This window comes from Mycobacterium sp. 852002-51163_SCH5372311, from assembly GCF_001667115.1.
Classification (GTDB): domain Bacteria; phylum Actinomycetota; class Actinomycetes; order Mycobacteriales; family Mycobacteriaceae; genus Mycobacterium.
This window is the reverse complement of sequence record NZ_LZIJ01000090.1, coordinates 32551-56827: the sequence shown is the minus strand read 5'-3', so window position 1 is coordinate 56827 and position 24277 is coordinate 32551. Positions and strand designations below refer to the sequence as shown.

The following is a 24277-nucleotide window of genomic DNA, read 5'->3' as shown; positions in this document are numbered from 1 at the left end:
ACGAGTCTTTAACTTGACGAGTCTTTACTTGACGATGTAGGGCCGGAAGCTATGTGGGACCGCCGGGGTGATTCCGTTCAGGTCGAAGACGGCGATGAGGGCCCGCAAGAGGGCGGGGGACCAGTCCTCGAAGGGTTGCGCGTCCACCCGTTCGAGCAGTTCACAGCGTAGGTACTCGATGCTTGTCGGCTGATGATCGTCGATCATTGAGCCGGTTCCTCCAAACGAATCGGCGATGTTTTCGCGGTGTGAACTCGACGCTAGGGCAGCCGCGTCGCACTTGTACAGCGAACTGGTCAAATTCAAATTTCATTCAGGGACGGCGATCAGCCGCCAAACGTGCTTTTTGTAACCTGTTTGCTCACACCGCATTACCAGGTAGCTGCGGATCGGTGTCAAATCACGTCTCGCGCAAGGGTTTTGCACCGTTGGCTGCCCGCCCGTCGCCATGCGATGCGGGTGATTGGTGCTGCGCCGTCGCCCGCGTGATCGTCGGATCGGCGTCTTTTTCAGAGGCTCAAATCCGTGGATGAATGAAGACACCTTCGGCCGAGACCGTCACGCCCCCGGTGTCGCTGACCTTTCCTGCGGCGAAAGTCTTTACCCCGTCCACACTTTCGATCCAGGCTTCGGCGCGCAGGGGCCGCTGCAGCGGCGTGGGCCTGTGATAACGCAGCGTCAGGGTCCCGGTGTATGCCGGCTGTCCCGGTTTGTGTGCCGTGGCCCCGAGAACGTGATCGAGGATCATGGCGGAGACACCACCGTGCACATGACCCGGGGGACCTTCATAGGCGGCGCCGAGGACGAACTCCGTCCACACCGATCCGTCGCTCTCGTGGTGGATGACGAGCGGGGGAGCGGACGGGTTGCGCACGCCGATGACGACATTGCCCGCAGCTGGGCCCTGCCCGTCGTCGACGACACGCTGGCCGAACGATCCGGGCATCAGCGCCGCGCTCAGCTGGGTCGTGACGCCGTCGATCGTGGCCGCGGCCGAGGCGACGGTTTCCGGGGTCACCTCAGTGCGGATCGTCGCGTCGATCAAGCGCCGCACCGAGGTGGCCAGCGCCTCGTACTCCGGCGACGAATCGGCCATCGCGGCAATCGGATCCACCATGTCCGCCACCATAGATCAGTGGTGCAGCTCGGTCGGTGGGACGGCGGTCATCGCGAGAAGCGTGCAGCGCAGGAGAAGCTGTCCGCAACCTGGCGTCCCAGCCAGCGGTCGAAAATGCGCAACTCACCGCCCGTGTTGTTAATCTGGCGAAATGGCCCCCGGAGTGGACCCAGCAGGCGAGAAGTCGGTGAAGTCGGCGCTTGCCGCCACCAGTTGGGCGTTGCTGGGCATGATGTCCTACGAAGAGGAAGTCTCCGGCTACGACCTGAAGAAATGGATCGACTGGAGTGTCGACCTGTATTACTGGAGTCCCTCGTACAGCCAGATCTACACCGAGCTGAAGAAGCTGGAGAGCATGGGCCTGGTGACGTCTCGGGTCGAGCGCGACGAGGGGACCCGAAGCCGGCGGCTCTACAAAATCACCCCGGCCGGGATGGACGCGGTCACCGAATGGACCAACGAAGCACCGGTGGATCCGCCGGTGCTCAAGCACAGTGTGCTGCTGCGGGTGACGTTCGGCCATCTCAGCAATCCGACCCGGCTCAAGGAACTGTTGCAGGAGCATGTGGCCTACGCCGAGGCGCGGCACCGGAAAGCGGTCGAGGACGCCGATGGCGCCGAGACCGAACCCGCCTGGGCGTACTCGGTGATCGCCCTGCGCTGGGCGGCCAAGTACTACGCCGCCGAGCGTGAATTCGCGCTGGAGCTCATGAAGGACATCGACGAGGCCGATGCAGTCTTGAAGAAAGCGGCCAAAGGTGGCTACGGGCAACCGCGCCCCACCCCGGGCTATTGGCGAGAGGTCGAGAAGCAGGTCGAGGCCAAGCGCGCCGCAGACTAACCGCCCGGCTCCGCCGCGTCCCTGGCGGCGACGTAGCCGTACACCAGTCCTTGCGCGATGGTCGCTCCGGCTCCCGGGTACGTCGAGCCGAATGCGTTGGCCGCGGTGTTGCCGATTGCGTACAGGCCGGCAATCACGCTGCCGTCCTCGCGCAGCACGCGGGCGCGTTCGTCGGCTTTGAGGCCGCCGCATGTACCGAGATCGGACAGCACCATTCGCACGGCGTAGAACGGGCCTTTCAGCAACGCACGCAGGTTGGGATTGGGAGTTATCGTGGGATCGCCGTAGTACCGGTCGTAGGCGCTGCTGCCGCGGCTGAACTCGGGATCTTCACCGGCAGAGGCATTTTCGTTGAAACGAGTCATCGTTGCAACAAACTCCGACACGTCGACACCCATGCGCGCGCCCAGCTCGGCGAGGCTGTCCGCGCGATTGGCGATACCCCGGTCGTACCACGTCTGGGGCAGCCGCATCCGTGGAAACAGTTCGGCGCCAAAGACATAACTGTTGCGATATTGCTGGTCGAAGACGATCCACATGGCTTCCACGGGACTGCCGCAGCGCTCCAGCTCGAGAACTCGCTGTCCAAAGGACATGTAGTCGGTCGACTCGTTGACGAAGCGACGGCCGTGCTGGTCCACGATCAGGGATCCCGGAAGTGACCGTTCGGCCAGCATCACCGTGGGCGGCTTGCCGGGCACGGGTGCGACCGCAGGGAACCACCAGGCCTGATCCATCAGATCGATGCCGGCGCCCAGCTCCTGTCCGGCGCGGATCCCCTCGCCGGTGTTGGCCGCAGCACCCAGACTCAGGTTGGCGCCCAGCGACTCGGACTGGAACTTCCACCGCATATCCATGTTGTGGTCGAAACCGCCGGTGGCCAGCACCACCCCGCGGCGCGCGGTGATGGTGACTTGACGGCCGGCGTGGTCGACGACTGCAGCGGTTACCCTATCGCCATCACCGTCGAGGCGCACCAGCGTGGTCTCTGTCCACACCGGTATGCCGGCGCGCAGCACGCCCGCAAACAGCCCGGCCGCCAGTCCCTGGCCACCTGCCGCGTAGCGCCGGCCGATCAGCCGACCGCCCACGCCCTGTGCGATTCGCTTGGCGAAGGTGGGAATCCCCTTGCGCGGCAATCGAGTTACGAGGTTCATCCAGCGGTAGTCGGCACCCGTTGTCGGTATCGGGACGCTGGCCTCCATGACGCCGGGCTGTAACCGGGTGCGGTATGCGCCGAGGATCGACGTGTCGAACGGCTGGCATTCGCAGGTGCGACCCGCAGCGCTGCCGCCCGGCTCTTCGGGATGGTAGTCGGAATAGTCACGGGCCCAGAGGAACCGCAGCGGAGTGGTTCGGCGCAGCATTTCGACCGTTGCGGACACGTGCATCAGAAAGCTCGCCGATCGCTGTGGCGGCGCGGTTCCGGCGACCACCGATTCCAGGTAGGCGGCCGCCCACTCAGCGGTGTCGTCGGCGCCCGCCTCGCGCAGTATCGGGCCGCCGGGCAGCCACAAGGCGCCTCCGGACCGGGCGGTCGAGCCGCCCACATGCGGTGACTTCTCCACGATCAGCACCGACAGTCCGAGTTCGTCGGCTGCCAGCGCTGCGGCCATGCCGGTGCCCGACCCGATCACCAGTAGGTCGACGCTGGTGTCGGCCACGGGCAGCCCAGCAGGGATCGTCATACTGCCGGCGGTCACGCCTGTCAACGGTAGGCCGCGTGCGCGTGCGGGAGGAAGAGTCGTCCTGATGAGTGGAACATCTCGGCTGCGGCGGTACGGGGATGGGGGTTGAATGACCCCTATGAAGTCGCGGTCCGACGAGGTTCGGCACGAGGAAATTCGGCAGATAGAGGCGCAGGCCGCACCGACGCGGTTCGCCCGGGGCTGGCACTGCCTTGGTCTGGTGCGAGATTTCGGGGACGGTAAACCGCACGCGGTCAATGCGTTCGGCCAGAAGCTGGTCGTATTCCGCGGTGGAGACGGCAAGATCAACGTGCTCGACAGCTACTGCCGGCACATGGGCGGAGACCTGTCGGAGGGCGAGGTCAAGGGCAACGAGATCGCCTGTCCGTTCCACGACTGGCGCTGGGGCGGCGACGGCCGGTGCAAGCAAGTGCCCTATGCGCGGCGCACGCCCCGACTGGCCCGCACCGCAACCTGGCCCACGCTGGAGCAGGACGGCATGTTGTTCGTCTGGAACGACCCCGAACGCAAGCCGCCGCCACCGGAAATCACCATCCCGCGCATCGAGGGCGCCACCAGCGACGCATGGACGGATTGGCACTGGTACACCACCGTCGTACATGCCAACTGCCGCGAAATCATCGACAACGTGGTGGACATGGCGCACTTCTTCTATATTCACGGCTCGTTGCCGACGTATTTCAAGAACATCTTCGAAGGGCATGTGGCAACCCAATACATGAACGGCGGCAACCGGCCGGACCTTGGCAGCCCCGAAGGGTCCCAGATGCTCGGTACGACCTCCGTGGCGTCCTACTACGGCCCGTCCTTCATGATCGACGACCTGACCTATCACTACCAGCAGGGCGACGCCAAAACCATCCTGATCAATTGCCACTACCCGATCGACTCGAATTCCTTTGTGCTGCAATATGGAATCATCGTCAAGAAGTCGGAGACGCTGCCCGACGAGGAGGCCATGAAAACCGCGGTCAGCCTCGGCGACTTCGTCAAGTTGGGCTTCGAGCAAGACGTGCAAATCTGGCGGCACAAGGCGCGCATCGACAATCCGCTGCTGGTCGAGGAAGACGGCCCGGTGTACCAGCTGCGCCGCTGGTATCAGCAGTTCTATGTCGACGCTGCCGATGTGGAGCCGGATATGGTGGACCGCTTCGAGTTCGAGCTGGATACGACGCGGCCCCACGAGGCTTGGATGAAAGAGGTGGAAGCGAACATGGCGGCTCGGGCGGGCTCGGCGTGACGAGGTCGCCGGCCCGGGTCGACAACCGGCTCGACGACATGCCCATGGTGCCGGTGGTATGCCGCAACTGTGGGGCTCACGTGCTGGCGCGTAAGAGCAGCTGGAATCAGACCAGCGTGCAGTGGAATTCCGACGCGACGGCCCGTTGTGCCGAGCGACGGGAGGCACGGAAAATGCCAATGCCCGGCGGCCGGGGTGTGTTCCTGATGTGCACGGCGCTGAGCGAGTCGATATGCGACGCGGTGCGGCGTGGAGAGTTGTCCATCGTCGACGAAACAGCAGGCGCGGCAGGTGTGGTTGGGGGGCATAAGAGCGTCCCGTCGTCACACGCGTAACTTCGGCACCGCCAAGCAGGGCGACAATCGATCCGGAAAAGCGACAGGCCTTTTCCCGATGTGACGGATGTGACTAAGGGTCACGTCTTAACGACCGAAACGCGCTGGCCGCATACTCTTTCACTATGAAAGCTGAAAAGCACTGATCGGCGCCTCGTCGGGATAGCTGGACGGGCCACCGATGTCGTAGGCGGCGTTGAGCGCACTGATGAATGCCGGATCGTGTAGCGGTTCGCTGGGAATGTCGAGCTTGATGCCCCTGGCGTTCACGTCGTCGACCAGGATGTCGATGGCCTTATCGACGGTCAAGTCGGCGGAGCCCTCCATGTTCTTCTTCAGTTCGTCGAAGTCGGCGAACACCTCGGCCGACCAGTGCACCAGGAACCGCAACTCGTCAGTGTGGTGACGTGCAATCACCTCATCGCCGTTTTTCAACAGCCAGTGGTCGGGGGCGCCGGGGTCACCGGTGAACACGGTGTCGAATGCCAATCCGGCCGGGATCTGTTGTTCCAGTGGGCCATTGGCTTCACCGCGATGCACCATCATCTCGTTCTGCACCACCACACCGCGGTTGTTGATCGGCGGCAGTACGCGCTTGGGTGCCTTGAGCGGCCCGTCGGGCCAGTAGGTGAAGCCGCTACCGGTGTCCAGCGAGAACCAGGTGATCACCTGTGCCATCTTGATCAGATAATCCCCGAACAGGCCGGACTTACCCATGACACTGGTCAGCCACGTCGGCGCGTTCTCGTGGCGCACACCCCGGAAGCTCGGCGAATCCAGGTGTCCCGGATCACGATTGGCGCACGGACCATTGATGTTGAACAACATCAGCTGAGGTTTGGCGTACTCGGCGTTCCAGTAGCTCTTGGCCATCTCCAGAAACCGCGCGCTGTAGAAGCAGTCGTGCAGTTCTGGGTAGAGTACCGCGCCGTAGTTGGCCAGGTAGCCGCGGAAGGTCGGGGTCAGGAAAAGGTCCAGCGACGGGGTGAAACCCTCGGGAAAGAGGCCGCTCATGGTGGCGATCAACTCGTCGGCGGACGCAAAATGTTGTGCGATGATCAGCTTCCACGGACCCTCGGTTCGCACCACTTCCAGCAGGCGCTCCCGTTGGTCATCGGTGTAGACGTTGTCGATCTCGCGTGGCGGTGCGGCTGGGCGCAACACCTCGGATAGCTGGATCCGCTGCTCGTCGGTGAGCATCAGTTATCTCCCTCTGTCGGTCGTGAGATCCCGGGAGATCCCATCGGTACGTCAAAGTGCAAGGGATGGGCGAACTTCGCCCGCAGCAGAGCCCCGATCTCGGCGATGGCCAGCCGCCCGCGGGCGGTCGCGTCGGACCGCATCAGAAAACCGTGGTGCATGCCTGGGTAGCGGGTGGTGGTGGTCTGGACGCCGGCATCGCGCAGCCTGGCCGCGTACCTCTCACCCCAGTCGCGGATCGGGTCGCAGCCTGCGGTCACCACGATGGCCGGGGGCAGCCCGGACAGGTCGGCGGCGTAGGCCGGAACGAGGTAGGGATCGCGGGGCCGACCGGACTCGCCGTCAGCAAGGGCGTGCATGTAGTCGATGTCGTCCCGGCCCAGCATCGGTGCATCGGCATGGGCGGCGATGGACGGCGCGGTCATGTCGCGATCCAGGCCGGGGTAGAGCAGCACTTGCGCGCAGATCGCCGGTCCGCCACGGTCGCGCGCAGCCAACGCCACCGCCGCTGCCAGCGAGCCGCCCGCGCTGTCGCCTACTACCGCGACGCGCCCGGAGTCGAACCCCAGGCGCGGCGCGTGTCGCGATACCCATTCGGTCGCGCTGTAGGAGTCGTCGAACTGCGCGGGCGGCGAGGCTTCAGGGGCCAGCCGGTAGTCGACGGCTACGACGGCGGCTGCCGACGCCGCGGCTAGTTCGCGGGCCAACGGCTCGAACGAGCGGTTGGATCCCATGACAAGTCCACCGCCGTGGAAGTACACCAACGCGGGTTGGCCGGAATCGCTTGTGGGGCGGTAGATCCGAATCCCTAGCGGCCCAGCCGATGTGGGGATGACGTCATCGCTGACGTCTGCCATGGCCGGCATGGCGGCGGGCAACGGCGCCGACTCGATCGCTGCCCGCACCGCAGCGAGACCACGCTGGCGCATCGGCGGAATCTCGCCGAATGATGCGATTCGCGCTGCGGCGTCCGGATCCAGCGTGGACGTCATTGTGTTGTCGCGGCAGCGCTGTCGGCGGTGAGCTCGGACAGCGGGACGGAGTTGGTGGTGTCGAGAATGACTTCCATCCGGGTGAACTCCAGCCCGTCGGTGCCGCGCCGGACCTCGACGTTGGCCACACCGCTGGACACGGAGAACGGCACGAAGTTCGCGATTTGGTTGACGAATAGGTAAAAGCGCACCCGCGTGACGTCACCGTCAGCGCCGGTGCGATGCACGTTGGTGGCGTGGTGGCGCAAGGGGTAGGGACTCTGTTTGCGGTGCTCGGAAAGCCACTCCATGACGGCGTCCCGCCCGTGCAGCTGGGGCGACATCAGTGCCTCGAACGGGCTCGCTCCGGAATCGCTGCGGCTGATGTAGGTCACGTCTTGTGCACATCGGGCCGTCAACTCGTCATAGTGCGCCTCGTCGTAGTGGTACCAGAAGCCGGCGATGAACTCCTGCAGATCCGGCAGCGTGATGTCGCTCATGCTGGTGAGTCAACGCCGCTGCGGGCGGCCGCACACCGGGACTGTCCGGTCAGTGGAACAACCGCTTTCGTCAGCCGGTGATCAGGCCCCACAGCTTTGCCGCCCCGGCCTGCACAGCGGCGCTGGTGACCCGATCGTCCCAGTACCGAACCGTCCCGAACTCGGAACGCCAGGCGAGTGCCGCTCGGGTGAACTCGTGCAGCCGGTGCTCGCGAGTGGTGCCCATCGCGCCGTGCACCTGATGGGCGTTGCGCACCACTACCGAGGCGGCGTGTCCGGTGCACGAACGTGCCACGGCGACAAGGAAATCGAGGTTGGGCGCCGACCATTTGCTGGTGACCGCCGCGGTCAGCGCGGCCTCCGTCGCCGCTCGCGCGAGGGCCGCTTCGGCGGCGACATCCGCGATCAGGTTCTGTACCGCCTGGAACTTGGCCAGCGGACGGCCAAACTGGTTGCGCGACGCCGCGTGCTCGATCGAAAGCTGCAGGATCCGGTCGAGGGCTGCGCAGACCTGAATGGAACGCACCAGCGCCGACTTGAGCTGCAACCGGGCGACCAGGGAGGTGGCCAAGGGTATGCCGCCCAGGGCGCCGGGCTCGGCGACGACGGTATCCCGCGGCTCGCCGATCATGTTGGTGCTTCGGGTGATGTCTAGAGCCGTCGCCTCGACATCGGCCGCGCGGTACTGGCCGTCGGTGTGCCAGATGACCACGACGCGTTCGGCGCCGCTCGCCCACGGCACCGCGCTCGCCGTGCCGCGGTCGTCGAGCAGACACACAGTCCGCACCGCGTCGTCGCAATCCATACCGTTGGCATCCAGCAGCCAGCAGGCCAGTAAGTCGTGCTCGGCCAACGGAATTCGTACCGCATGGCGGACGGCGGCGGTGAGCAGCTCGGCCGCTTCATACCAGCTGGCCCCGCTGCCGCCGGCCCCCTCCTCGCCGGTCAACCGCACCAGGCCGAGATCCTGCAACCGTCGCCAAAGTGCGGTGTCGCGTTCACAGGGCGGCGCGGGCGAATGCGTCTCGCGATACTCGGCGAAGACGGCGTCCATCATGTCGGCCAGGGCTGGGTCGACGCCGTTCGGAGCGATTGTCATCGCAGCCCCAGTCCCCGGGCGATGACGCCCCGCAATATCTCGTTGGTTCCACCGCGCAGCGTGAAACCGGGACGCTGGTCTACCGCGGCCGCCACCAGCTCCGCGAACGCGGAATCCGCCTCGCCGAAGAGGTCGGCGAAGTCGGCGATGTCGCCCTCCGTGGTGGTGCCGAGCACCTTGACGACCGCGGCGGGAACCCCGACCTCGGGGTCGTGCCGCTCCAGCGCGCCGGCCACCGCCGACGACATTCGATGCAGGGCGGCGACGCGCGCCACCAGGCGGCCCAAGTCGGCATCGTGCGGAATACGTTGCGCGGCCATGCTTTCGGTGGTTGCTGCGAGCAGCATGAAGGTGGACAGAAATCGCTCTGGCCCGCTGCGTTCGAAGCTCAGCTCGGACGTCACCTGTCGCCAGCCTTCGCCGATCTCGCCGAACACCATGGCGTCGGGCACGAAGGCCTGGTCGAGTATCACCTCGTTGAAGTGGTGTGCGCCGTTCATCGAGATTATCGGGCGGATCTCGATGCCGGGCCCGCGCAAGTCCACGATGAACTGGCTGAGCCCGGCATGCCTATCTTCGGGGTTCACCGGTGCGGTGCGCGCAAGCACGATGAACGCGTGCGCGAGATGTGCGCCAGACGTCCAGACTTTCGTTCCTGCCAGTGACCAGCCACCGTCGACACGTACCGCTCGGGTGCGCACACTGGCCAGGTCGGAACCGGAGTCCGGCTCGCTCATGCCGATGGCGAAAAAGCATTCCCCCTGCACAATTCGCGGCAGGAACTCCGACTTCTGAGCCTCGGTACCGTACTTGAGCAACGACGGCACAATCTGTCGGTCCGCGATCCAGTGCGCCGAAACGGGCGCCCCGGCCGCCAGAAGTTCCTCGGTCACCACGAACCGGTCCACGAACGAGCGTCCATGACCGCCGTATTCGACCGGCACCGTCATACCCAGCCAGCCGCGCGCGGCCAGTGCTGCGGTGAAGTTCTCGTCCCAGCCCGACAGCCACGCATCGACCGTCGGCGTGAAGGCACCGGCAGCGAGTTGTTCGGCGAGGAACTGCCGCACCTCGAGCCGCAGGGCTTGCGTCGATGCGGCGTCGACACTGGCGGGCGGCACCAATCGCGGCAGCGGCGAAGGCGCCGTCACTGGGTTTTCCATCTTGCGATGCGTTGCAGATGCTCGGGGTCGCGGTGCGCCAACGATTGCATGGCCGCGGCCATGCCCAGCGTCGATTCGAGCGAACCTTTGCGCGACTCTTGTAGCAGTCGTTTGGCCATCCGCAATGCGTGCGACGGGTTCTTGGCGATTCTCTCGGCGAGTTCGTGCGCTTGGGGCAGTAGGTCGTCGTGCGGCACCACCCGGCTGACCAGACCCCAGTCCAGAGCCGTGGCCGCATCGATGCGGTCACCGGTGAACGTCATCTCGGCCGCGCGTTCATAGCCGATGGCGCGCTGCAAGAACCAGGTGCCGCCGTCGCCGGGGATGAGGCCGAGTTGGACGAAGCTTTCGGCGAACGACGCGCGATCGGACGCGATGCGGATGTCGCACATCATCGCCAGGTCGCAGCCGGCACCGATCGCGGCGCCATTGACGGCCCCGATCAACGGCACTTCGAGAAGACCCAGGGCCCTTGGGACGCGCTGGATTCCGTCGACGTACGCGTGCCGTTGGTCCAGGGGGCTCAGACCGAACATCCCGGCCTGGTCGGCCATCTCCTTGACGTTGCCGCCGGCCGAGAAGATCTTGCCTTTCCCGGTCAGTATCACCGCCCGGACGCTGGTATCGGCGTTCGCAGCGTCGACGGCGGTCTCGAAGGCGGCGATGAAGTCGTTGCCGGTGATCGCGTTGCCGACTTCTGGCAGGTTGATCGTCCAGACCTGCGTCGGCCCGCTAGTGGCGATGTCAAGGGGAGCGCTCATGCGGTAACTGTAGGGACTCGGCGTGACCGCACCGTAGGCGCGTCGATCCGGCTCGGATCAAAGTGTCCCGCTGAGTAGGCAGGGTGTACCTGCCGCCGTGGGCCGGCGCCGATACTCGCTGTCATGGGCACCCGCGCGGCTCTGCATCTCGACGAACTGCGGGCCAATCTGCGTCGGGCCGACCCCGGCGTGCTGGTCGCCGTATTGGCGCAACTGACCGGCGACCACGCCGTGGTCGACCGCTTCGCGCCGAAGATCGCTCACGTGCCCGACCCCCCGGAGCAAGCCGGTGTCACCGATCCCGAGACAGCCGAAGCCCTGGTCGAGGCCGTAGTCGGCGCGCTGGAGCAGGCCGGGTTTGCCGCCGTCGACCCCGACCTGTTCGCGCGGATCGCGCCGGTGGCACTCGGGGGAACCGTCGACGCCGAGTATCTCCCGCTGCTGTTGGAGCAGGGTGGATTTCAGCCTTCACAGCCGGTGCTGCCGCGCACCGCGAAGCTCCCGGACGGATTCCGCGTCGCGATCGTCGGCGCGGGCATCTCCGGACTGACCGCCGCGCTGGAGCTGGCCGACGCCGGCATCGACTGCCAGATCTTCGACCGCAACGACGAGGTCGGCGGCACCTGGTACACCACCACCTACCCGGGCATCGGGGTGGACACGCCGTCGTCGTACTACTCGCTGTCACGCGACATCAAAGGCGACTGGTCGAGTTATTACCCGCTGGGCGCGGAGTACCAGGCGTACCTGGTATCCGTGGCCGACAAGAACCGCCTGCGCGAGCGCACCCGGTTCGGCACCGAGGTCGAAGCGTTGTGGTGGGACGATCGGCGCCGGCAGTGGCAAATCCACGCAGTCGGGCCCGACGGCACCCGCGGGGTGAGTTATGCCAACGTGGTGATCCCGGCGGCCGGTTACCTGAACCGGCCGCGCTGGCCGGATCTCCCTGGCCGCGGCACATTTTCCGGAGTGGAAATCCATTCGGCGCAATGGGATCCGGGGCTGGACCTGACCGGCAGGCGGGTCGCCATCATCGGCGCGGGATGCACCGCGGTCCAGATCGTCGACGCGTGCGTGGACCAGGTGGCGCACCTGACTGTGTTCCAGCGTCAGCCGCACTGGGTGGCGCCGCGGCGGCGGCTCTCCGACGACGTTCCCGACTATCAGCGCTGGCTCGGCACCCGAGTGCCGTATTACGCCAATTGGCTTCGGCTGAAGTCGTTTTGGGGGACGGCGGACAACAACTACCCGGTGATCCTGCGCGATGCCGGTTGGGCGAACGAGCATTTGTCGATTTCGCCCGCCAACGACGTCTTGTTGCGGATCTGCCTGGACTACATAGACCGAATTTTCGGGGCAGGCAGCGAGCTTGCCCGCAAAGTCACCCCGGACTTTGCGCCGTATGGCAAGCGGATCATCCGCGATCCCGGTGGGTACTACGCAGCGTTGGCCCGCGACCACGTAGACGTTGAAGTCGACGAGCCGGCCCGGGTCAACGACGAGGGGATCGTGACGCGCGACGGCCGCCAGATCGATCTCGACGTCATCATCTACGCGACCGGCTATCACCTGGATTTCCTTTCGACCGTTGATATTCGGGGCCGCGACGGTAGGAGGCTGGTAGACGAGTGGGGCGCGAGCCCACGCGCCTACCGCGGCGGGACTGTCCCCGGCTTTCCGAACCTGTTCATCTCGTCGGCGCCGAATTACAGCCCGGGACACGGCGCCGGCCACAACTTCGGTGTCGAGGTGATGGTGCATTACGTCATGGAATGCCTGCAGTTGATGGCGCTGCGGAAGGCCTCCGTGATGGAGGTTAGCCGGCGCGCCTACGACGAATACGTCGCCGACATCGACGCGACGATGGCCGGCACCGTCTGGTGCCACACCCCGACGGCACATACCTACTACCGCTCGGGCGGGGGCAGGATCGTGACCGCATTCCCGTATCGCCTGGTCGATATGTGGCACAGTCATCGCGCTCCGATCGAGACGCATTTCGAGCTCCGATGACCGGAATACTTGGCGGCAAAACCGCTTTGATCACGGGCAGTAGCCGGGGCATCGGCCGGGCGATCGCACGACGGTTGGCGGCCGAGGGTGCCACGGTGGCGGTCACGGCCCGGTCGCATATGCCGTCGTCATCTGTGCGGGCGGGAGCGACGTCGATCCTGCCGGGGACCATTGGCGAGACGATCGGGTTGATCGAGGCTGACGGCGGCCGAGCCATTGGGGTGACGGCCGACCTCGAGGACCCGGAACAGCGCGACGGGCTGGTCGACGAGGTGCTCGACCGGACCGGCCGGCTCGACATCCTGGTCAACAATGCCGGATTCGCCGACTACGCATTGATCGAGGACATGAGCTTGGAAACCTTTGATCGGACCGTGTCGCACTATCTGCGTACGCCTTTTTTATTGACGAGAGCCGTTGTGCCGCATATGCGCAAGCAGGGAGCGGGGTGGATCGTGAACATCGGCTCGGTCACCGGCGTCGCGCCGGCACGGCCGTACCGGCAGTACAACAAGACCGCGGGTGACGTGATCTACGCGTCGATCAAGGCCGCGCTGCACCGGTTCACCCAAGGTGTGGCAGCCGAACTACTCGATTCCGACATCGCGGTGAATTGTGTCGGCCCTTCGACGGCCGTCCGCACACCCGGTGCGGCACAGCTGATTCCAGAGGACTTTCCGACCGAGCCGGTGGAATATCTGGCCGAGACCGTGCTGGCGATGTGTCACCGGCCCGCCGCTGAGCGCACCGGACTGGTGGCATTCAGTCTGCACTATCCCTGGTCGCAGCAATTGCCTGTGCACAGCCTGGACGGAAAGACGTTGCTGCCACCGTTGGCGCCGCCCGCCTCCGCCAATCCGAACATCTCGTCAGCTCAGCACAGGGTGCTCAACCGAACAGAAGCTGTGGCAGATGCGGTCGTGGACGATGACGTCGGTGGTCTCCGGGTCGAACCAGCGGTCTATCACGGCCCAGTGGATCGGATGCATCAGGTAAGGCCCCAATAGACCTTCGGCGTCGGAGAACTCCTGCTCGAACACGTGGGTCCAGCGCGCGTCTCCGACGGGCTCGACTACCCGGCTCAGCTGCCACGCCCGGATTGTCGAGACATAGAGCGGCATTGACGAAAGCTCGTGTTCGAAGCGGGTCACCGTTTCTTCGTCGGTGTCGGGGTGGACACGCAGCAGCAACGTCCGGTACACGGTGCCGGCCGTATCGCCGGAGCGTCGCGGCTCACCCCGGTAGGCCGCGCCGTTGACGCGGGTCACGGTGGGACTGGCCAGCAGCGCATCGAATCTGTCTGCGGCGCAACGCCAACCGCCCTCCTCGCTGAAGCGCAGGTGCACCAGGATGTCACCACCGTTCCGCGAGCCGGTCAGCGTCGGCCCCACAGCCGAGCGCAGTGCACCCGTTTCGGCGGCGGCGGAACGCAACTCAGCGACCAGCCGGTCGCGATCATCGTCGGCCACGTCGAGCAAGCGGGTCACGCTATACATCACACAGGCAGTCCACGTCTTCGGCGGATGCGGCGAAAGATCGCGACCGCTCCTGCACCAATTCGCTTACCTGCGACCACCATTGGCCCAGTTTCGGATCCAGCCGGCCTATCCGCGTCATGTCCCACCACGCCTGTGGGGATGGCAGCGTCCAGGTGATGGTGAGGGTGTTTACCTGATCGTCGAACCAGATCGGGGGACTGACGAGCACGTGGCGCAAGGTCATCCCCCGGTCGCGCGCTCCCGGCGCGTACTCGGCGAGGTAGGCGTTGACGAACCGTCGGGCGCAGCCTGGCCGGGTCACCACCCTGTCGATCACGAATACCTCGCCGTCAGCCATGCAATTGACCATATGGCCGGCGACGCTCGTAGCGCACTTGGCTCCCGGCCACCGGGAAAACAGTCGCTGTTGTCGGAATCGGTCCCGCGCCAACGGTCCCTCGGTAGCATGTTTGCCCAGGTGGGCGAGGGGAAGGCCGGTCGGTGGATGAGCGGGAATTCGGGCGGTACCGGCTACAGTCGGTGATCGGTCAGGGTGGCATGGGCACGGTCTACAAGGCCCACGACACCGTGATCGGCCGGGATGTCGCCGTCAAGGTGTTGCCCATCGAGTTGGGCGAGGAACCAGGTTATCGTGAGCGGTTTCGCCGCGAAGCGCACACCGCGGCGCGGCTGAGCGAACCGCACATCATCTCGATCTTCGACACCGGCGAGATCGACGGCCAGCTGTATTTGGTGATGCCGATTGTCAAGGGCAACGACGTGCACGAGCTGCTGCAGCGAGATGGGCCGATGACTCCCCAGCGGGCTGTGCACATCATCGAGCAGCTGGCCGCCGCGCTGGACGCCGCCCATGCCGCCGGGCTGGTGCACCGTGACATCAAACCGTCCAACGCGCTGGTGGCAGGCAACGACTTCGTCTACCTGATCGATTTCGGGATCGCCCACGACGGGTCAGCCACCAAGTTGACGAACACCGGGATGTTGGTAGGCACGCTCGCCTACATGGCCCCGGAACGATTCACCGCCGGCAGGGCTGATGCACGTTCAGATGTATATGCATTGGCGTGCGTGTTGCATGAATGCCTGACCGGTGACCAACCCTTCCCAGGCGACAGCATGGAGCAACAGATCGCCGGTCACCTCACACTTGAGCCGCCCCGGCCCAGCGAGCGCCGAACCGGGGTACCGGCCGGATTCGACGAGGTGATCGCGACTGGCATGGCCAAGGACCCCGCCCGGCGCTATCAAAGTGCCCATGAGCTGGCCAGTGCCGCCCGTCACGCCCTCAGCGCCGCGCCCAACCGCGGCCCGGACATCGCCGCCGCCCCGCCCGCGCCTGTCGGCAACCGGCCAGGCTACCCGACTTACACTGGGACACAACAACACTCGCGCACCTGGTCGGCTGTTCCACCACCTCGACCGGTGGACCGGCCACGCCGGCAGGTCGCTGAACGAGTGGAAGCGCAGCGCCCACCTCCACGGCTGACTTGGTTACTGGTCGCCGCGGTCGTCGTGCTGATAGGCGGCGCCGCCGGCATCACCGGCTATCTTCTGAGCAAACCCGGCACCACTTCCCGGGCGCCCGCCATCGTGGGGCCATCCAGCTCGGAGCCGTCGGCTATTCCGACGCCTTCCACCCTCGCCCTGCCCGCTCCGCCGTCAGCGACGACTACTCCGGCCGGTGTCGCAGGAATCGGACCGTTCGTGGGGCGCTGGCAGGCTCACAAGGAGGGTCTGGTTATCGACGCCAACGGCCATGGCCATCAGACGTTCACCGGCGGCAGCGTGGATTTCGCGCTGACCTCGGTGTCGGGTGACACCGCCACCGGTACCGTGACGGCCAGTTCGGCACCCGATAGCACCGTCGTGGGGGACCCCGTGACCGTGACGCTGGTCGGTAACGGGCAGGGGCTCAAGCTGAGTCGGGGCAAGGAGCAGCAGTTCCCGTACTGCAACAGCAACTCGCCCAGCAATTACTACTGCGGCGCGTAGGAACCGGCCGCTGCCTGATGCGCGGCGGCACGATCGGTCCGCGATCGGCGGCCGAGATTCACGCGTATTGCAGAGCAGGACGCGGACCGTGGGGGAGCAGCGGCCGCAGTGGTTGCAGGGTCGGCGCCACCCGCTGCGGGCCGTCCTCCACATTGCGCCAGATGCCCATTGCGGTCATGCGTACCGGGGCGGTCAGACGCTGATCGAACTTCATCCGGCTCATCGGACCACACACCGAGACCGCGGCGACGGCCTCACCCGGACTGCCGATGGGGGCTGCAACGCAACCGAATCCAAGGAGGGACTCCTCGCGTTCGAACGCCACCCCGTGTGCCCGGACCTTGGCCAATTCGATCGCCAGTTGGGAGTTGGTAGAGATCGAGTACTTGGTCTTGCGCACCTGCAGGTCCACCTGCGCGTCGTCGGCGTACGCCAACATCGCCTTGCCGAGGGCGCTGCAGTGCGCGGGCTGGCGACCACCCACCCGGGTGGGGAGCGCGCCCACTACCCGGTCGCCGACCTTGTCGAGGTAGACGACGTCAGATCCGTCCAGCACCGCGAGGTGAACCACAAGCCCAGTGGCGCGGTGCAATTCACCCAGCAGCGACCGGGCGGCGCGCACCAGACGGTCCTGGTGCACGGCCAGCGAGCCCAGTTCCACCAGGCGCATGCCCAGCTCATAGTCGCGACCGTTGCGGCGCAGCCAGCGCAGCTGCACTAGGCGCTCGAGCATTCGATGCGCCGACGAACGGGGCAACCCCGTGCGACGGACGATCTGGGCCAGCGTCAACCGTCCCGGCCCTTCGAACGCGTCGAGGACCAGCGAGATCCGGTCGATGACGGCGCTGGGTGTGCCTGAATCGACGGCGGCGGCGGTTGTCCCTGACATCGGTCCTCCAAAAGGCTGGGGTATCTGGCTGGTATATTCCTAATAGGAATATGACAGTTTGTATCACACCAGTCGGGCATTGTCACGCATCGCACTGAAAATCACCGGTGTGAGGTCGTAAACCCCGGTCGTTCGCGGCCGTCAGCTCGCGTAGGCCGGCCCTTCGGCAAGCAGATGCCGGCGCACCAGCTTGCGCCACCTTCGCTGGCGGTAGCGGAAGATCCCCATGGCCGCCGCGGCCACGATGACGGTGGCCGGCCCGGCGTCGATCTCGATGGTGTCGCTGTAGCGGCAGGAATTCTCATCGAGCGCTTCGGCGTGCAGCGTGTGGTTCCAGACTTTGAGCATGCCGCCGTGCTCGTGCGTGCGCACTGTCTTGGTGACCTCGTCGACCTCGATGACCTCGATCGTGTGCCGGTAGGCCGGTATGAGGTGGAATGCGACCAGCCATCCGGTCCCGCGCTCGCCTGGCCGCAGCGGCTCGGAACGTCCGGACAGGGCGGGAAAGCCGAATAGACCCTTGCACACATAGAGGAAGGTGACCGGGGACAGCATCGCCGACCACACTCGGTCAGCGGTGGTGGGGAGGATGGTTTCCAGGTGGATCGTTCGCACGAGGACTCCTTCAGAGCGGCGGTTAGGGTACCCTAATTTTGCTGGTCGCAGCCCCAATTGACTACTCGCTTTTCGGAAGGAGGCCCGCGATCGCCCCGACCGATCGGTTCCGGCCCCGCAAGCAGCCCAAACAGGAACGTGCCGAGAAGACGAGGCGACGGATCCTGGACGCGGCGGCTCACGTTTTCGCCGAGCACGGCTACGTCGCCGGAACCACCAATCGCATCGCCGAGCAGGCGGGAATATCGATCGGGTCGCTGTATCAGTACTTCCCGAACAAGGACGCCATCCTGCGCGCGCTGATGGACGCCCACGTCGATACCGGCGCTCGTCTGCTCAGCGAGCGGGTGGCTGAGGGGTTGCCGACAGGGCTCGACGAGACCCTGCGGGTGTTTGTGCGCGCAACGATCGATAATCACCGGGACAATCCCCGGCTGCACCGGGTGCTGTTCGAAGAAGCGCCGAGGGCACCCGCGTTTCTCGCGCGGTTGCACGAGTTGGAGCAACTGTCCGTGGATGCGACGGCCCGGCTGCTCGAACAGCATCCCGATGTGCGCGCGGGCGGCAGGCTCAATGCGCGCATCGTGGTGGCAACCATCGAATCGCTTGTACACCGGCTCGTCACGTCGGAGACTCCGGTGGATCCGCAACAGCTCGAAGACGAGATCGTCGACCTGCTTGCCGGGTATCTACGCTGAGGCGGCACTGCGCTTACGATCGCCATGCTGCGGCCGCCGCGTCTCCGGAGGCCACGGGCCTGACGCCGGTACCTGTCACGGCCGCATTGCCGCGGGCATCTCGCCGACCCATTGATGACCCCAGTAGCTGTCGGCCGTGATTTCCTCTGCGGTGTAATAGCTTTCGTCGACTCGCATACCGTCGGTGCCGAACTCGATGTCCCAGTCGCCCGGTGCGCGGACATAGAACGACACCATCTTGTCATTGGTGTGGCGCCCCAGCGTCGACGACAATTGGAAGCCTTCGGCGTTGACGCGGTCCAGCGCCTGCCCCACCGCGTCGAGGGTGTCGACCTCGACCATGATGTGAACCAGCCGCGGGTCGCGCTGATGTGCGGCCGGGACTATTGCCAGGCTGTGGTGTCGCTGGTTGATGCCGAGGAAGCGCACCCGCACCGGGCCGAACTCTTTCGGTAATGGAACCCGGAACGCGCCGCGTGAACGAAAGCCCAGGACGTCGGTGTAGAAGTCGAAAAGCCCGTTGGGATCGGTGGCCGGCAAAACCACATGGCCCAGACCCTGATCGCCGGTGACGAATTTCGCGCCGAACGGCGTCACCACCGGGCTGTGGTCGAGCACCGCGCCGTGAAAAACCTCGAGGGTGATGCCGGCCGGATCCTCGAAGGTGATCACCTCTTCGACGCGGCGCGCCTCGGCTTCATCGACGGACAGTTGCTTGAAAGCCACTCCGGCGCCGTCAAGAGTTGCCTTGACCCGCTGCAGCGCCGCGTGATCGCGCACCTCCCAGCCGACGGTACGCACCCGATCGGTCTCGCCGGGGACGACGATGATCCGGGCCGCCCGCTCATCCATCCTCAGGTACAGCGCCGACGGGTCCGGACCCTTGGAATTGGGCGAGCCTTCCGCGAAACCCAGTACACCGAAGGCGAATTGTCGCCAGCGGTCGATGTTGTTGGTCGAAATAGTAATGTAGCCAAGGCTTTTGAGGTCAGTCACCAGGTCCCCTAGTTCGACGCTAAATCAAAGCACGCAGCGGACCCTGCGGCGGATCGATCCCCAGGGAGCTCAGCGCCGACGCGTGGTAGACGGTGCCAGGGACATGGATGGCGTGCAGGTGGCCGACGTGCACATCGCGCCAATACCGTTGCAGCGGTTTGTCCATCCGGGCCGCATTGCCGCCGGAGCGTGCGAAGATCTCGTCGACGGCCGACACCGCGCGCCAGACGGCGCGTATCTGGGTACGACGGCCCGCGGCCCGGTCGGCGAATGACACCTCCTTGCCGGCCGCGACGATGTCATAGATGCGGTCGGCGTTCGCCAACAGCTCTTGGCGTGCAGCGTTGATGTCGGCAGCGGCCTCGCCGATGGCGTGCATGACGTACGGGTCGTCCTTGATCGCGGTTCCGGTAGCGCCGACCCGCTCCCGCTGGTAGTCCAGGTGCGCGGCCAGCGCCCCTTCGGCGATGCCGATGGTGGCCGCCGAGATGCCCAGCGGGAACATCGTCGACCACGGCATCAGATACAGCGGCTCGGTCATGCCGGCTTCGCGCTGTGCGGTGCCGTCCATGACCTTCGTCGCGTCCATCGTCCGGTAGGCCGGCACGAACGCATCCTTGACGATGACGTCCTTGGAGCCGGTTCCGCGCAGCCCCACCACATTCCACGAGTCCTCGACGATTTCGTAGTCCTTGCGCGGCAGGATCATGTGCAGCATCTGCGGCGGCATCAGCGGAACGCCGTTCGCGTCGCCGAGCATCGCGCCCAGGATGATCCAGTCGCAATGGTCGGTGCCCGAGCTGAACTGCCAGCGTCCGTTGAAGATATAGCCGCCGTCCCCGCCTTCCAAAGGCGTAGCCACGCCTTGCGGCGCGTACGGTGAGGCCATCCAGGTGTCGACGTCGTCGGCCCAGACCTCGGCGGGAACCTTCGGGTCTGCGTAAGCCAACTGGTAGGGATGCACTCCGACCACGCCGACGATCCAGCCTGCGGCCGGGTCCAGCGCCGCGGTCGCCATCACCGTCTCCGCGAACTCGCGGGGATGCGCTTCAAACCCGTTGTACTGCTTGGTTTGCAGGAGCCGGATCAGCCCGGCGCCTTTCATCATCTTGACCGACTCGTCGGTGAGCCGGCCGATCCGTTCGGCTTCCGGAGCCTGCTCGCGCAGCTGGTCGGCCATCGCTACAACCCGGTCAAGTACCCGCTCGGTCATGGTGTCGTCCTTACGTGTGTTCGCTTCCTAATGGTGTACCGCAGTCCGGATCCGGCCCTGCCACCACTCCCGGTGAGTGGACTAAATCCGGTCAGAACTCGACACGCAGCCACCGGCTCACCGGGCGGGCCCGGCACGCGAGGATCAAGCCGTCGCTCAGGTCGTCGGGCTCGAGCACCTCGCACGCCGCCATCTCGACCTCACCTTCGAGTACGGTCGCCACGCATGAGCCGCAGCGGCCTTCCCGGCACGAGTGGGGCACGTCGATAGCAGCGTCGAGCAGCATGTCGACCAGGGTCTGGCCCGGCGGCCAGGGCAACCGGTGCCGTTGACCATCCAGATCGACCTCGACGGCAGGCATGACATCTGACATGAGTGCATGGTTGCCGATGGACGTGTGACCGCATGCGCCCGTGCCCAATGGACGGGAAATGTCGTCCGGAGCGTCCGGTCACCGGGATGGGGCTGGGCTCGCGATCAGACAGGTCCTACCGTGGGTGCTTGTGAGCAACGCCGGCGACGAGGTTTCGAATGCACCGTTGGACGTGGTCGTGGTGGGTGCCGGGTTCGCCGGCCTGTACGCGCTACACAAACTGCGCAGCCTAGGGCTCACGGTACGGGTGCTCGAGGCCGCGCCCGAGCTGGGCGGCACCTGGTACTACAACCGATATCCCGGCGCCCGGTGTGACGTCGAGAGCGTCGACTACTGCTACTCGTTCTCCGAGGAGCTGCAGCAGGAGTGGAACTGGACCGAGAAGTATGCCACCCAAGCCGAGATTCTCAGTTACCTGAACTGGGTCGCCGACAAACTCAACCTGCGCCGCGACGTCGTGTTCAACACCCGCGTGGTGTCGGCGGTGTTCGACGAGATGACCCTGCGCTGGACGCTGTCCACCGACGGTGGAGAACGGCTCTCCGCGCGCTTCTGCCTGATGGCGACGGGCCCGTTGTCGGCCGCGCTGACCCCGAACTTCCCCGGGCTGGATACCTTCGCGGGCAAGATCTACCATACGGCTGCGTGGCCGCACGAGCCGGTGGACTTCACCGGTAGACGAGTCGCAGTCATCGGCACGGGATCCTCTGGCATACAATCGATTCCGATCATCGCCGAGCAGGCGGCACATCTCTACGTCTTCCAGCGCACGCCCAACTACAGCGTGCCTGCCGGCAACAAACCCTTGTCCGTCAAGGAACTCGACGACATCAAGGCGCAGTACGCGCAAAGACGCCAACTGTCGTGGCGCAGCGGCGGCGGCTCACCGCACATCACCGCCGCCAAGCCGACGCTGGAGTTCACGCCGGAGGAGCGCCGCGCGGCGTTCGAAACTCGCTGGCAATTGGGCGGTGTGCTGTTCTCCAAGACCTTCCCGGACCAGGTGATCGATCCGGCGGCCAACGAAGAGGCAAGAAAGTTCTACGAAGAGAAGGTGCGGGCCGTCATCGACGACCCCGCGGTGGCCGAAATGCTGATTCCCAACGATCACCCGATCGGCACCAAGCGAATCTGCACCGACAGCAATTACTTTCAGACCTTCAACAAGCCCAACGTTTCGCTGGTGAGCGTGCGCAGCACTCCGATCGAATCCGTCGATGCCACGGGGATCAACACCACCGCTAGGCACTATGACCTCGACGCTATCGTGCTGGCAACGGGTTTCGATGCGATGACCGGCGCGCTGGCCAAGATCGACATCGTCGGACGTTCCGGCGCCAAATTGCGCGATGACTGGGAGCATGGGCCGCGCACCTACCTGGGGCTGGGTGTCGACGGATTCCCCAACATGTTCGTGATTTCGGGTCCGGGAGCTCCGGCGGTGCTGGCGAACATGGTGCTGCACGCGGAGGCACAGGTGAACTGGATCGCGGACGCCATCACCTACCTCGACGAGCACGGTTACGCCGCAATCGAAGCCACCGCGCAGAGCGTCGATGAATGGGGCGAGGAATGCGCCCGGCGGGCCGACGCGACCCTGTTCACCAAGGCGAACTCCTGGTACATGGGTGCCAACGTGCCCGGCAAGCCTAGGGGTTTCATGTTGTTCGTCGGGGGATTCGCGACGTACAACGACATCTGCGCCGAGGTCGCCGATGCCGGCTACAAGGGATTTGACTTGATCAAGAAACGGTGATGACCGACGTCGCAAAATACGGACCGTGGGCGTTGATCGCCGGCGGCTCCGAGGGAGTGGGCGCCGAGTTTGCCACACAGTTGGCCGGCGACGGTTTCCAGCTTGTTCTGATCGCGCGCAAGCCCGGGCCACTCGAAGACACCGCGCGGCAATGCCGGGAGCTCGGTGTCCAGGTGCGCACGCTGGCCGTGGACCTTGTTGAGCCCGAGTCGATTTCGCGGATCGTCACCGCGACCGCCGACCTGGAAGTCGGGCTGCTGATCTACAACGCCGGCGCCAACACCTGCCGCGCACCATTTCTGGACGCCGAGCTTCCCGAGTTCGGTCGCGTCATCGACCTGAACGTGACGAGGATGCTCCAGCTCGTTCAGCATTTCGGGCGGCCCATGCGTGCTCGTCGCCGTGGCGGTGTCCTGTTGGTGGGTTCGCTGGCGGGCACCTACGGTTCGATGCAACAGTCGGTGTACGCCGGGGTCAAGGCGTTCGGCCGGCTTTTCGCCGAAAGCCTGTGGCTCGAATTGCGCGAGTATGGCGTAGACGTCCTGGAGTTGGTGCTGGGGGTGACCCGCACTCCGGCCATGCGGCGGGCCGGGCTCAACTTCGACGTGCCGGGCTTGTCCGTCTCCGATCCGGCTGACGTGGCCCGGGAAGGGCTTCAGAATCTGGCGAACGGGCCGGTGTTCATCGCGGGCGGTAACGCGGCGGCCGTGCACCGGGGCAGTGGGCCGGACCGGGCGGCAATCGTCCAGGGAGCCCACCAAAGCGTTCAGCGGCTACTAGGCCAGAAACCAAGGGACCTAACATGACTGACGACGACGTGAAGAGCCGGCTACGCCGACTGGAGGACGAACGCGACATCGCACGGTTGATCGCCAGCTACGGGCCGGCGGTAGACGCCGGCGATCCCGACGTCACCGCCGAACTCTGGGCGAGCGACGGCGTCTACGACGTCGAAGGCTGGCGTATGGAAGGCCGGCCCGACGTGCACGCGATGGTGGCCTCGCCGTCGCACCAGAATCTGGTGGCCGGCGGATGCTGCCACTTTCTCGGCCCGTGCGTCGTCACGGTCAGCGGCGATATGGCTGTCGCTGTGTGCGAATCACTGGTGCTGGTTCGCGACGGGGATGGGTACCGCGTATGGCGGGCAACCGCAAACCATTTCGAATTGCGACGCGGCGACGGCGGCTGGCGGATCAGCAGCCGGACCAGCCGCCTGCTCGATGGGAATCCTGACGCGCACACCTTGCTGCGGTCAGGGCTGGCGGGTCGGGCCGCGCCGGCCCCTGACGCCAGGTGA

At 65.5% G+C, this 24277-nt stretch carries 25 protein-coding genes and 1 pseudogene; 10 read left to right on the top strand and 16 right to left on the bottom strand.

The window, feature by feature from the left end; genetic code table 11:
- Nucleotides 1-24: 24 nt before the first annotated feature.
- Nucleotides 25-207 (bottom strand): hypothetical protein, encoded by a 183-nt coding sequence (locus A5791_RS26475; protein WP_156661188.1) that lies wholly within the window; start codon nt 205-207, stop codon nt 25-27.
- A 310-nt stretch (nt 208-517) separates the two neighbouring features.
- Nucleotides 518-1117, bottom strand: a complete 600-nt coding sequence (locus A5791_RS12505; RefSeq protein ID WP_067236719.1) for a PaaI family thioesterase — start codon at nt 1115-1117, stop codon at nt 518-520.
- A 151-nt stretch (nt 1118-1268) separates the two neighbouring features.
- Between A5791_RS12505 and A5791_RS12500 the strand changes: the two genes are divergently transcribed.
- The gene (locus A5791_RS12500; RefSeq protein ID WP_067236441.1) at nt 1269-1958 is read left to right on the top strand and encodes a PadR family transcriptional regulator; all 690 of its coding nucleotides are present in this window, start codon (nt 1269-1271) and stop codon (nt 1956-1958) included.
- On the opposite strand, the gene A5791_RS12495 is transcribed toward A5791_RS12500, so the two are convergent.
- Entirely contained in the window at nt 1955-3661 is a 1707-nt protein-coding gene (locus A5791_RS12495; protein WP_197504674.1) for a 3-ketosteroid-delta-1-dehydrogenase, read from the bottom strand. The two genes, A5791_RS12500 and A5791_RS12495, sit on opposite strands and share 4 nt — an antisense overlap.
- Before the next feature lie 103 nt (nt 3662-3764).
- Here A5791_RS12495 and A5791_RS12490 point away from each other — a divergent pair, with 103 nt between their 5' ends.
- Both A5791_RS12490 and A5791_RS12485 read left to right on the top strand, forming a co-directional pair.
- The gene (locus A5791_RS12490) at nt 3765-4907 is read left to right on the top strand and encodes a Rieske 2Fe-2S domain-containing protein (RefSeq protein ID WP_067236437.1); all 1143 of its coding nucleotides are present in this window, start codon (nt 3765-3767) and stop codon (nt 4905-4907) included.
- A gap of 38 nt (nt 4908-4945) precedes the next feature.
- The gene (locus A5791_RS12485) at nt 4946-5242 is read left to right on the top strand and encodes a ferredoxin (RefSeq protein WP_067236715.1); all 297 of its coding nucleotides are present in this window, start codon (nt 4946-4948) and stop codon (nt 5240-5242) included.
- A 123-nt stretch (nt 5243-5365) separates the two neighbouring features.
- Here the strand turns inward: A5791_RS12485 and A5791_RS12480 are convergent, their stop codons facing one another.
- The 6 genes from A5791_RS12480 to A5791_RS12455 form a co-directional block, all read right to left on the bottom strand.
- Nucleotides 5366-6442 carry a hypothetical protein gene (locus A5791_RS12480; RefSeq protein WP_067236434.1) on the bottom strand — a complete coding sequence of 359 codons (1077 nt, stop codon included), beginning with the start codon at nt 6440-6442 and terminating at the stop codon, nt 5366-5368.
- Complete coding sequence (locus A5791_RS12475) at nt 6442-7434, bottom strand: alpha/beta hydrolase (RefSeq protein ID WP_067236431.1); 993 nt, start codon at nt 7432-7434, stop codon at nt 6442-6444. The genes A5791_RS12480 and A5791_RS12475 overlap by 1 nt, the downstream gene beginning before the upstream one ends.
- A complete protein-coding gene (locus A5791_RS12470) occupies nt 7431-7913 on the bottom strand; it encodes a nuclear transport factor 2 family protein (protein WP_067236426.1) in 483 nt (160 codons plus the stop codon). The genes A5791_RS12475 and A5791_RS12470 overlap by 4 nt, the downstream gene beginning before the upstream one ends.
- 70 nt (nt 7914-7983) lie before the next feature.
- Nucleotides 7984-9012, bottom strand: a complete 1029-nt coding sequence (locus A5791_RS12465) for an acyl-CoA dehydrogenase family protein (RefSeq protein ID WP_067236423.1) — start codon at nt 9010-9012, stop codon at nt 7984-7986.
- Entirely contained in the window at nt 9009-10163 is a 1155-nt protein-coding gene (locus tag A5791_RS12460; RefSeq protein ID WP_369828061.1) for an acyl-CoA dehydrogenase family protein, read from the bottom strand. The genes A5791_RS12465 and A5791_RS12460 overlap by 4 nt, the downstream gene beginning before the upstream one ends.
- Nucleotides 10160-10936 carry a crotonase/enoyl-CoA hydratase family protein gene (locus A5791_RS12455; protein ID WP_067236417.1) on the bottom strand — a complete coding sequence of 259 codons (777 nt, stop codon included), beginning with the start codon at nt 10934-10936 and terminating at the stop codon, nt 10160-10162. Before A5791_RS12455 ends, A5791_RS12460 begins: the two co-directional genes overlap by 4 nt.
- Nucleotides 10937-11059: 123 nt before the next feature.
- Here A5791_RS12455 and A5791_RS12450 point away from each other — a divergent pair, with 123 nt between their 5' ends.
- Together A5791_RS12450 and A5791_RS12445 are read left to right on the top strand one after the other, a co-directional pair.
- Nucleotides 11060-12949 (top strand): NAD(P)/FAD-dependent oxidoreductase, encoded by a 1890-nt coding sequence (locus tag A5791_RS12450; RefSeq protein WP_067236414.1) that lies wholly within the window; start codon nt 11060-11062, stop codon nt 12947-12949.
- Nucleotides 12946-13824, top strand: a pseudogene (locus tag A5791_RS12445) (SDR family NAD(P)-dependent oxidoreductase); the annotation flags it as partial. The gene A5791_RS12450 and the pseudogene A5791_RS12445, both read left to right, overlap by 4 nt.
- Here the strand turns inward: A5791_RS12445 and A5791_RS12440 are convergent.
- Together A5791_RS12440 and A5791_RS12435 are read right to left on the bottom strand one after the other, a co-directional pair.
- Nucleotides 13819-14445 (bottom strand): Dabb family protein, encoded by a 627-nt coding sequence (locus A5791_RS12440; RefSeq protein WP_082966881.1) that lies wholly within the window; start codon nt 14443-14445, stop codon nt 13819-13821. The pseudogene A5791_RS12445 and the gene A5791_RS12440 sit on opposite strands and share 6 nt — an antisense overlap.
- Complete coding sequence (locus A5791_RS12435) at nt 14438-14785, bottom strand: hypothetical protein (protein ID WP_067236707.1); 348 nt, start codon at nt 14783-14785, stop codon at nt 14438-14440. The genes A5791_RS12440 and A5791_RS12435 overlap by 8 nt, the downstream gene beginning before the upstream one ends.
- Nucleotides 14786-14928: 143 nt before the next feature.
- Here A5791_RS12435 and A5791_RS12430 point away from each other — a divergent pair, with 143 nt between their 5' ends.
- Entirely contained in the window at nt 14929-16440 is a 1512-nt protein-coding gene (locus tag A5791_RS12430) for a serine/threonine-protein kinase (protein ID WP_067236407.1), read from the top strand.
- Between the two features lie 58 nt (nt 16441-16498).
- Here the strand turns inward: A5791_RS12430 and A5791_RS12425 are convergent, their stop codons facing one another.
- Nucleotides 16499-17329 (bottom strand): IclR family transcriptional regulator, encoded by an 831-nt coding sequence (locus tag A5791_RS12425; protein ID WP_067236403.1) that lies wholly within the window; start codon nt 17327-17329, stop codon nt 16499-16501.
- 141 nt (nt 17330-17470) lie between these two features.
- Nucleotides 17471-17944: a hypothetical protein gene (locus A5791_RS12420; RefSeq protein WP_067236400.1), complete on the bottom strand. Its 474-nt coding sequence runs from the start codon at nt 17942-17944 to the stop codon at nt 17471-17473.
- A 41-nt stretch (nt 17945-17985) separates the two neighbouring features.
- Between A5791_RS12420 and A5791_RS12415 the strand changes: the two genes are divergently transcribed.
- Entirely contained in the window at nt 17986-18642 is a 657-nt protein-coding gene (locus tag A5791_RS12415; protein WP_369828062.1) for a TetR/AcrR family transcriptional regulator, read from the top strand.
- 75 nt (nt 18643-18717) lie between these two features.
- Here A5791_RS12415 and bphC read toward each other — a convergent pair whose 3' ends face one another.
- The 3 genes from bphC to A5791_RS12400 all read right to left on the bottom strand — a co-directional run bounded on the left by bphC (nt 18718) and on the right by A5791_RS12400 (nt 21224).
- The gene (bphC, locus tag A5791_RS12410; protein ID WP_067236396.1) at nt 18718-19638 is read right to left on the bottom strand and encodes a biphenyl-2,3-diol 1,2-dioxygenase; all 921 of its coding nucleotides are present in this window, start codon (nt 19636-19638) and stop codon (nt 18718-18720) included.
- A gap of 19 nt (nt 19639-19657) precedes the next feature.
- Entirely contained in the window at nt 19658-20851 is a 1194-nt protein-coding gene (locus A5791_RS12405; RefSeq protein ID WP_067236393.1) for an acyl-CoA dehydrogenase family protein, read from the bottom strand.
- Nucleotides 20852-20942: 91 nt separating this feature from the next.
- Nucleotides 20943-21224, bottom strand: coding sequence for a 2Fe-2S iron-sulfur cluster-binding protein (locus A5791_RS12400; RefSeq protein WP_369828060.1), 282 nt, complete (start codon nt 21222-21224; stop codon nt 20943-20945).
- A gap of 58 nt (nt 21225-21282) precedes the next feature.
- Between A5791_RS12400 and A5791_RS12395 the strand changes: the two genes are divergently transcribed.
- Genes A5791_RS12395 through A5791_RS12385 form a run of 3 tightly spaced genes read left to right on the top strand, consistent with a single transcriptional unit; the run spans nt 21283 to nt 24277 of the window.
- On the top strand, nt 21283-22980 hold the full coding sequence (locus A5791_RS12395; RefSeq protein WP_197504673.1) for an NAD(P)/FAD-dependent oxidoreductase: 1698 nt from the start codon (nt 21283-21285) through the stop codon (nt 22978-22980).
- Nucleotides 22980-23786, top strand: coding sequence for an SDR family oxidoreductase (locus A5791_RS12390; RefSeq protein WP_067236383.1), 807 nt, complete (start codon nt 22980-22982; stop codon nt 23784-23786). The genes A5791_RS12395 and A5791_RS12390 overlap by 1 nt, the downstream gene beginning before the upstream one ends.
- Nucleotides 23783-24277 (top strand): nuclear transport factor 2 family protein, encoded by a 495-nt coding sequence (locus A5791_RS12385; protein WP_067236378.1) that lies wholly within the window; start codon nt 23783-23785, stop codon nt 24275-24277. Before A5791_RS12390 ends, A5791_RS12385 begins: the two co-directional genes overlap by 4 nt.

Bases quoted from the DNA above. Each gene is read 5' to 3' on its own strand.
- A5791_RS12440 (WP_082966881.1), bottom strand. From the start codon at position 14,445: ATGTATAGCGTGACCCGCTTGCTCGACGTGGCCGACGATGATCGCGAC.
- A5791_RS12405 (WP_067236393.1), bottom strand. From the start codon at position 20,851: ATGACCGAGCGGGTACTTGACCGGGTTGTAGCGATGGCCGACCAGCTG.
- A5791_RS26475 (WP_156661188.1), bottom strand. From the start codon at position 207: ATGATCGACGATCATCAGCCGACAAGCATCGAGTACCTACGCTGTGAA.
- A5791_RS12400 (WP_369828060.1), bottom strand. From the start codon at position 21,224: ATGTCAGATGTCATGCCTGCCGTCGAGGTCGATCTGGATGGTCAACGG.
- A5791_RS12435 (WP_067236707.1), bottom strand. From the start codon at position 14,785: ATGGCTGACGGCGAGGTATTCGTGATCGACAGGGTGGTGACCCGGCCA.
- A5791_RS12465 (WP_067236423.1), bottom strand. From the start codon at position 9,012: ATGACAATCGCTCCGAACGGCGTCGACCCAGCCCTGGCCGACATGATG.
- A5791_RS12455 (WP_067236417.1), bottom strand. From the start codon at position 10,936: ATGAGCGCTCCCCTTGACATCGCCACTAGCGGGCCGACGCAGGTCTGG.
- A5791_RS12475 (WP_067236431.1), bottom strand. From the start codon at position 7,434: ATGACGTCCACGCTGGATCCGGACGCCGCAGCGCGAATCGCATCATTC.
- A5791_RS12395 (WP_197504673.1), top strand. From the start codon at position 21,283: ATGTCGTCCGGAGCGTCCGGTCACCGGGATGGGGCTGGGCTCGCGATC.
- A5791_RS12500 (WP_067236441.1), top strand. From the start codon at position 1,269: ATGGCCCCCGGAGTGGACCCAGCAGGCGAGAAGTCGGTGAAGTCGGCG.
- A5791_RS12505 (WP_067236719.1), bottom strand. From the start codon at position 1,117: ATGGTGGATCCGATTGCCGCGATGGCCGATTCGTCGCCGGAGTACGAG.
- A5791_RS12490 (WP_067236437.1), top strand. From the start codon at position 3,765: ATGAAGTCGCGGTCCGACGAGGTTCGGCACGAGGAAATTCGGCAGATA.
- A5791_RS12390 (WP_067236383.1), top strand. From the start codon at position 22,980: ATGACCGACGTCGCAAAATACGGACCGTGGGCGTTGATCGCCGGCGGC.
- A5791_RS12485 (WP_067236715.1), top strand. From the start codon at position 4,946: ATGCCCATGGTGCCGGTGGTATGCCGCAACTGTGGGGCTCACGTGCTG.
- A5791_RS12480 (WP_067236434.1), bottom strand. From the start codon at position 6,442: ATGCTCACCGACGAGCAGCGGATCCAGCTATCCGAGGTGTTGCGCCCA.
- A5791_RS12425 (WP_067236403.1), bottom strand. From the start codon at position 17,329: ATGTCAGGGACAACCGCCGCCGCCGTCGATTCAGGCACACCCAGCGCC.
- A5791_RS12385 (WP_067236378.1), top strand. From the start codon at position 23,783: ATGACTGACGACGACGTGAAGAGCCGGCTACGCCGACTGGAGGACGAA.
- A5791_RS12470 (WP_067236426.1), bottom strand. From the start codon at position 7,913: ATGAGCGACATCACGCTGCCGGATCTGCAGGAGTTCATCGCCGGCTTC.
- A5791_RS12450 (WP_067236414.1), top strand. From the start codon at position 11,060: ATGGGCACCCGCGCGGCTCTGCATCTCGACGAACTGCGGGCCAATCTG.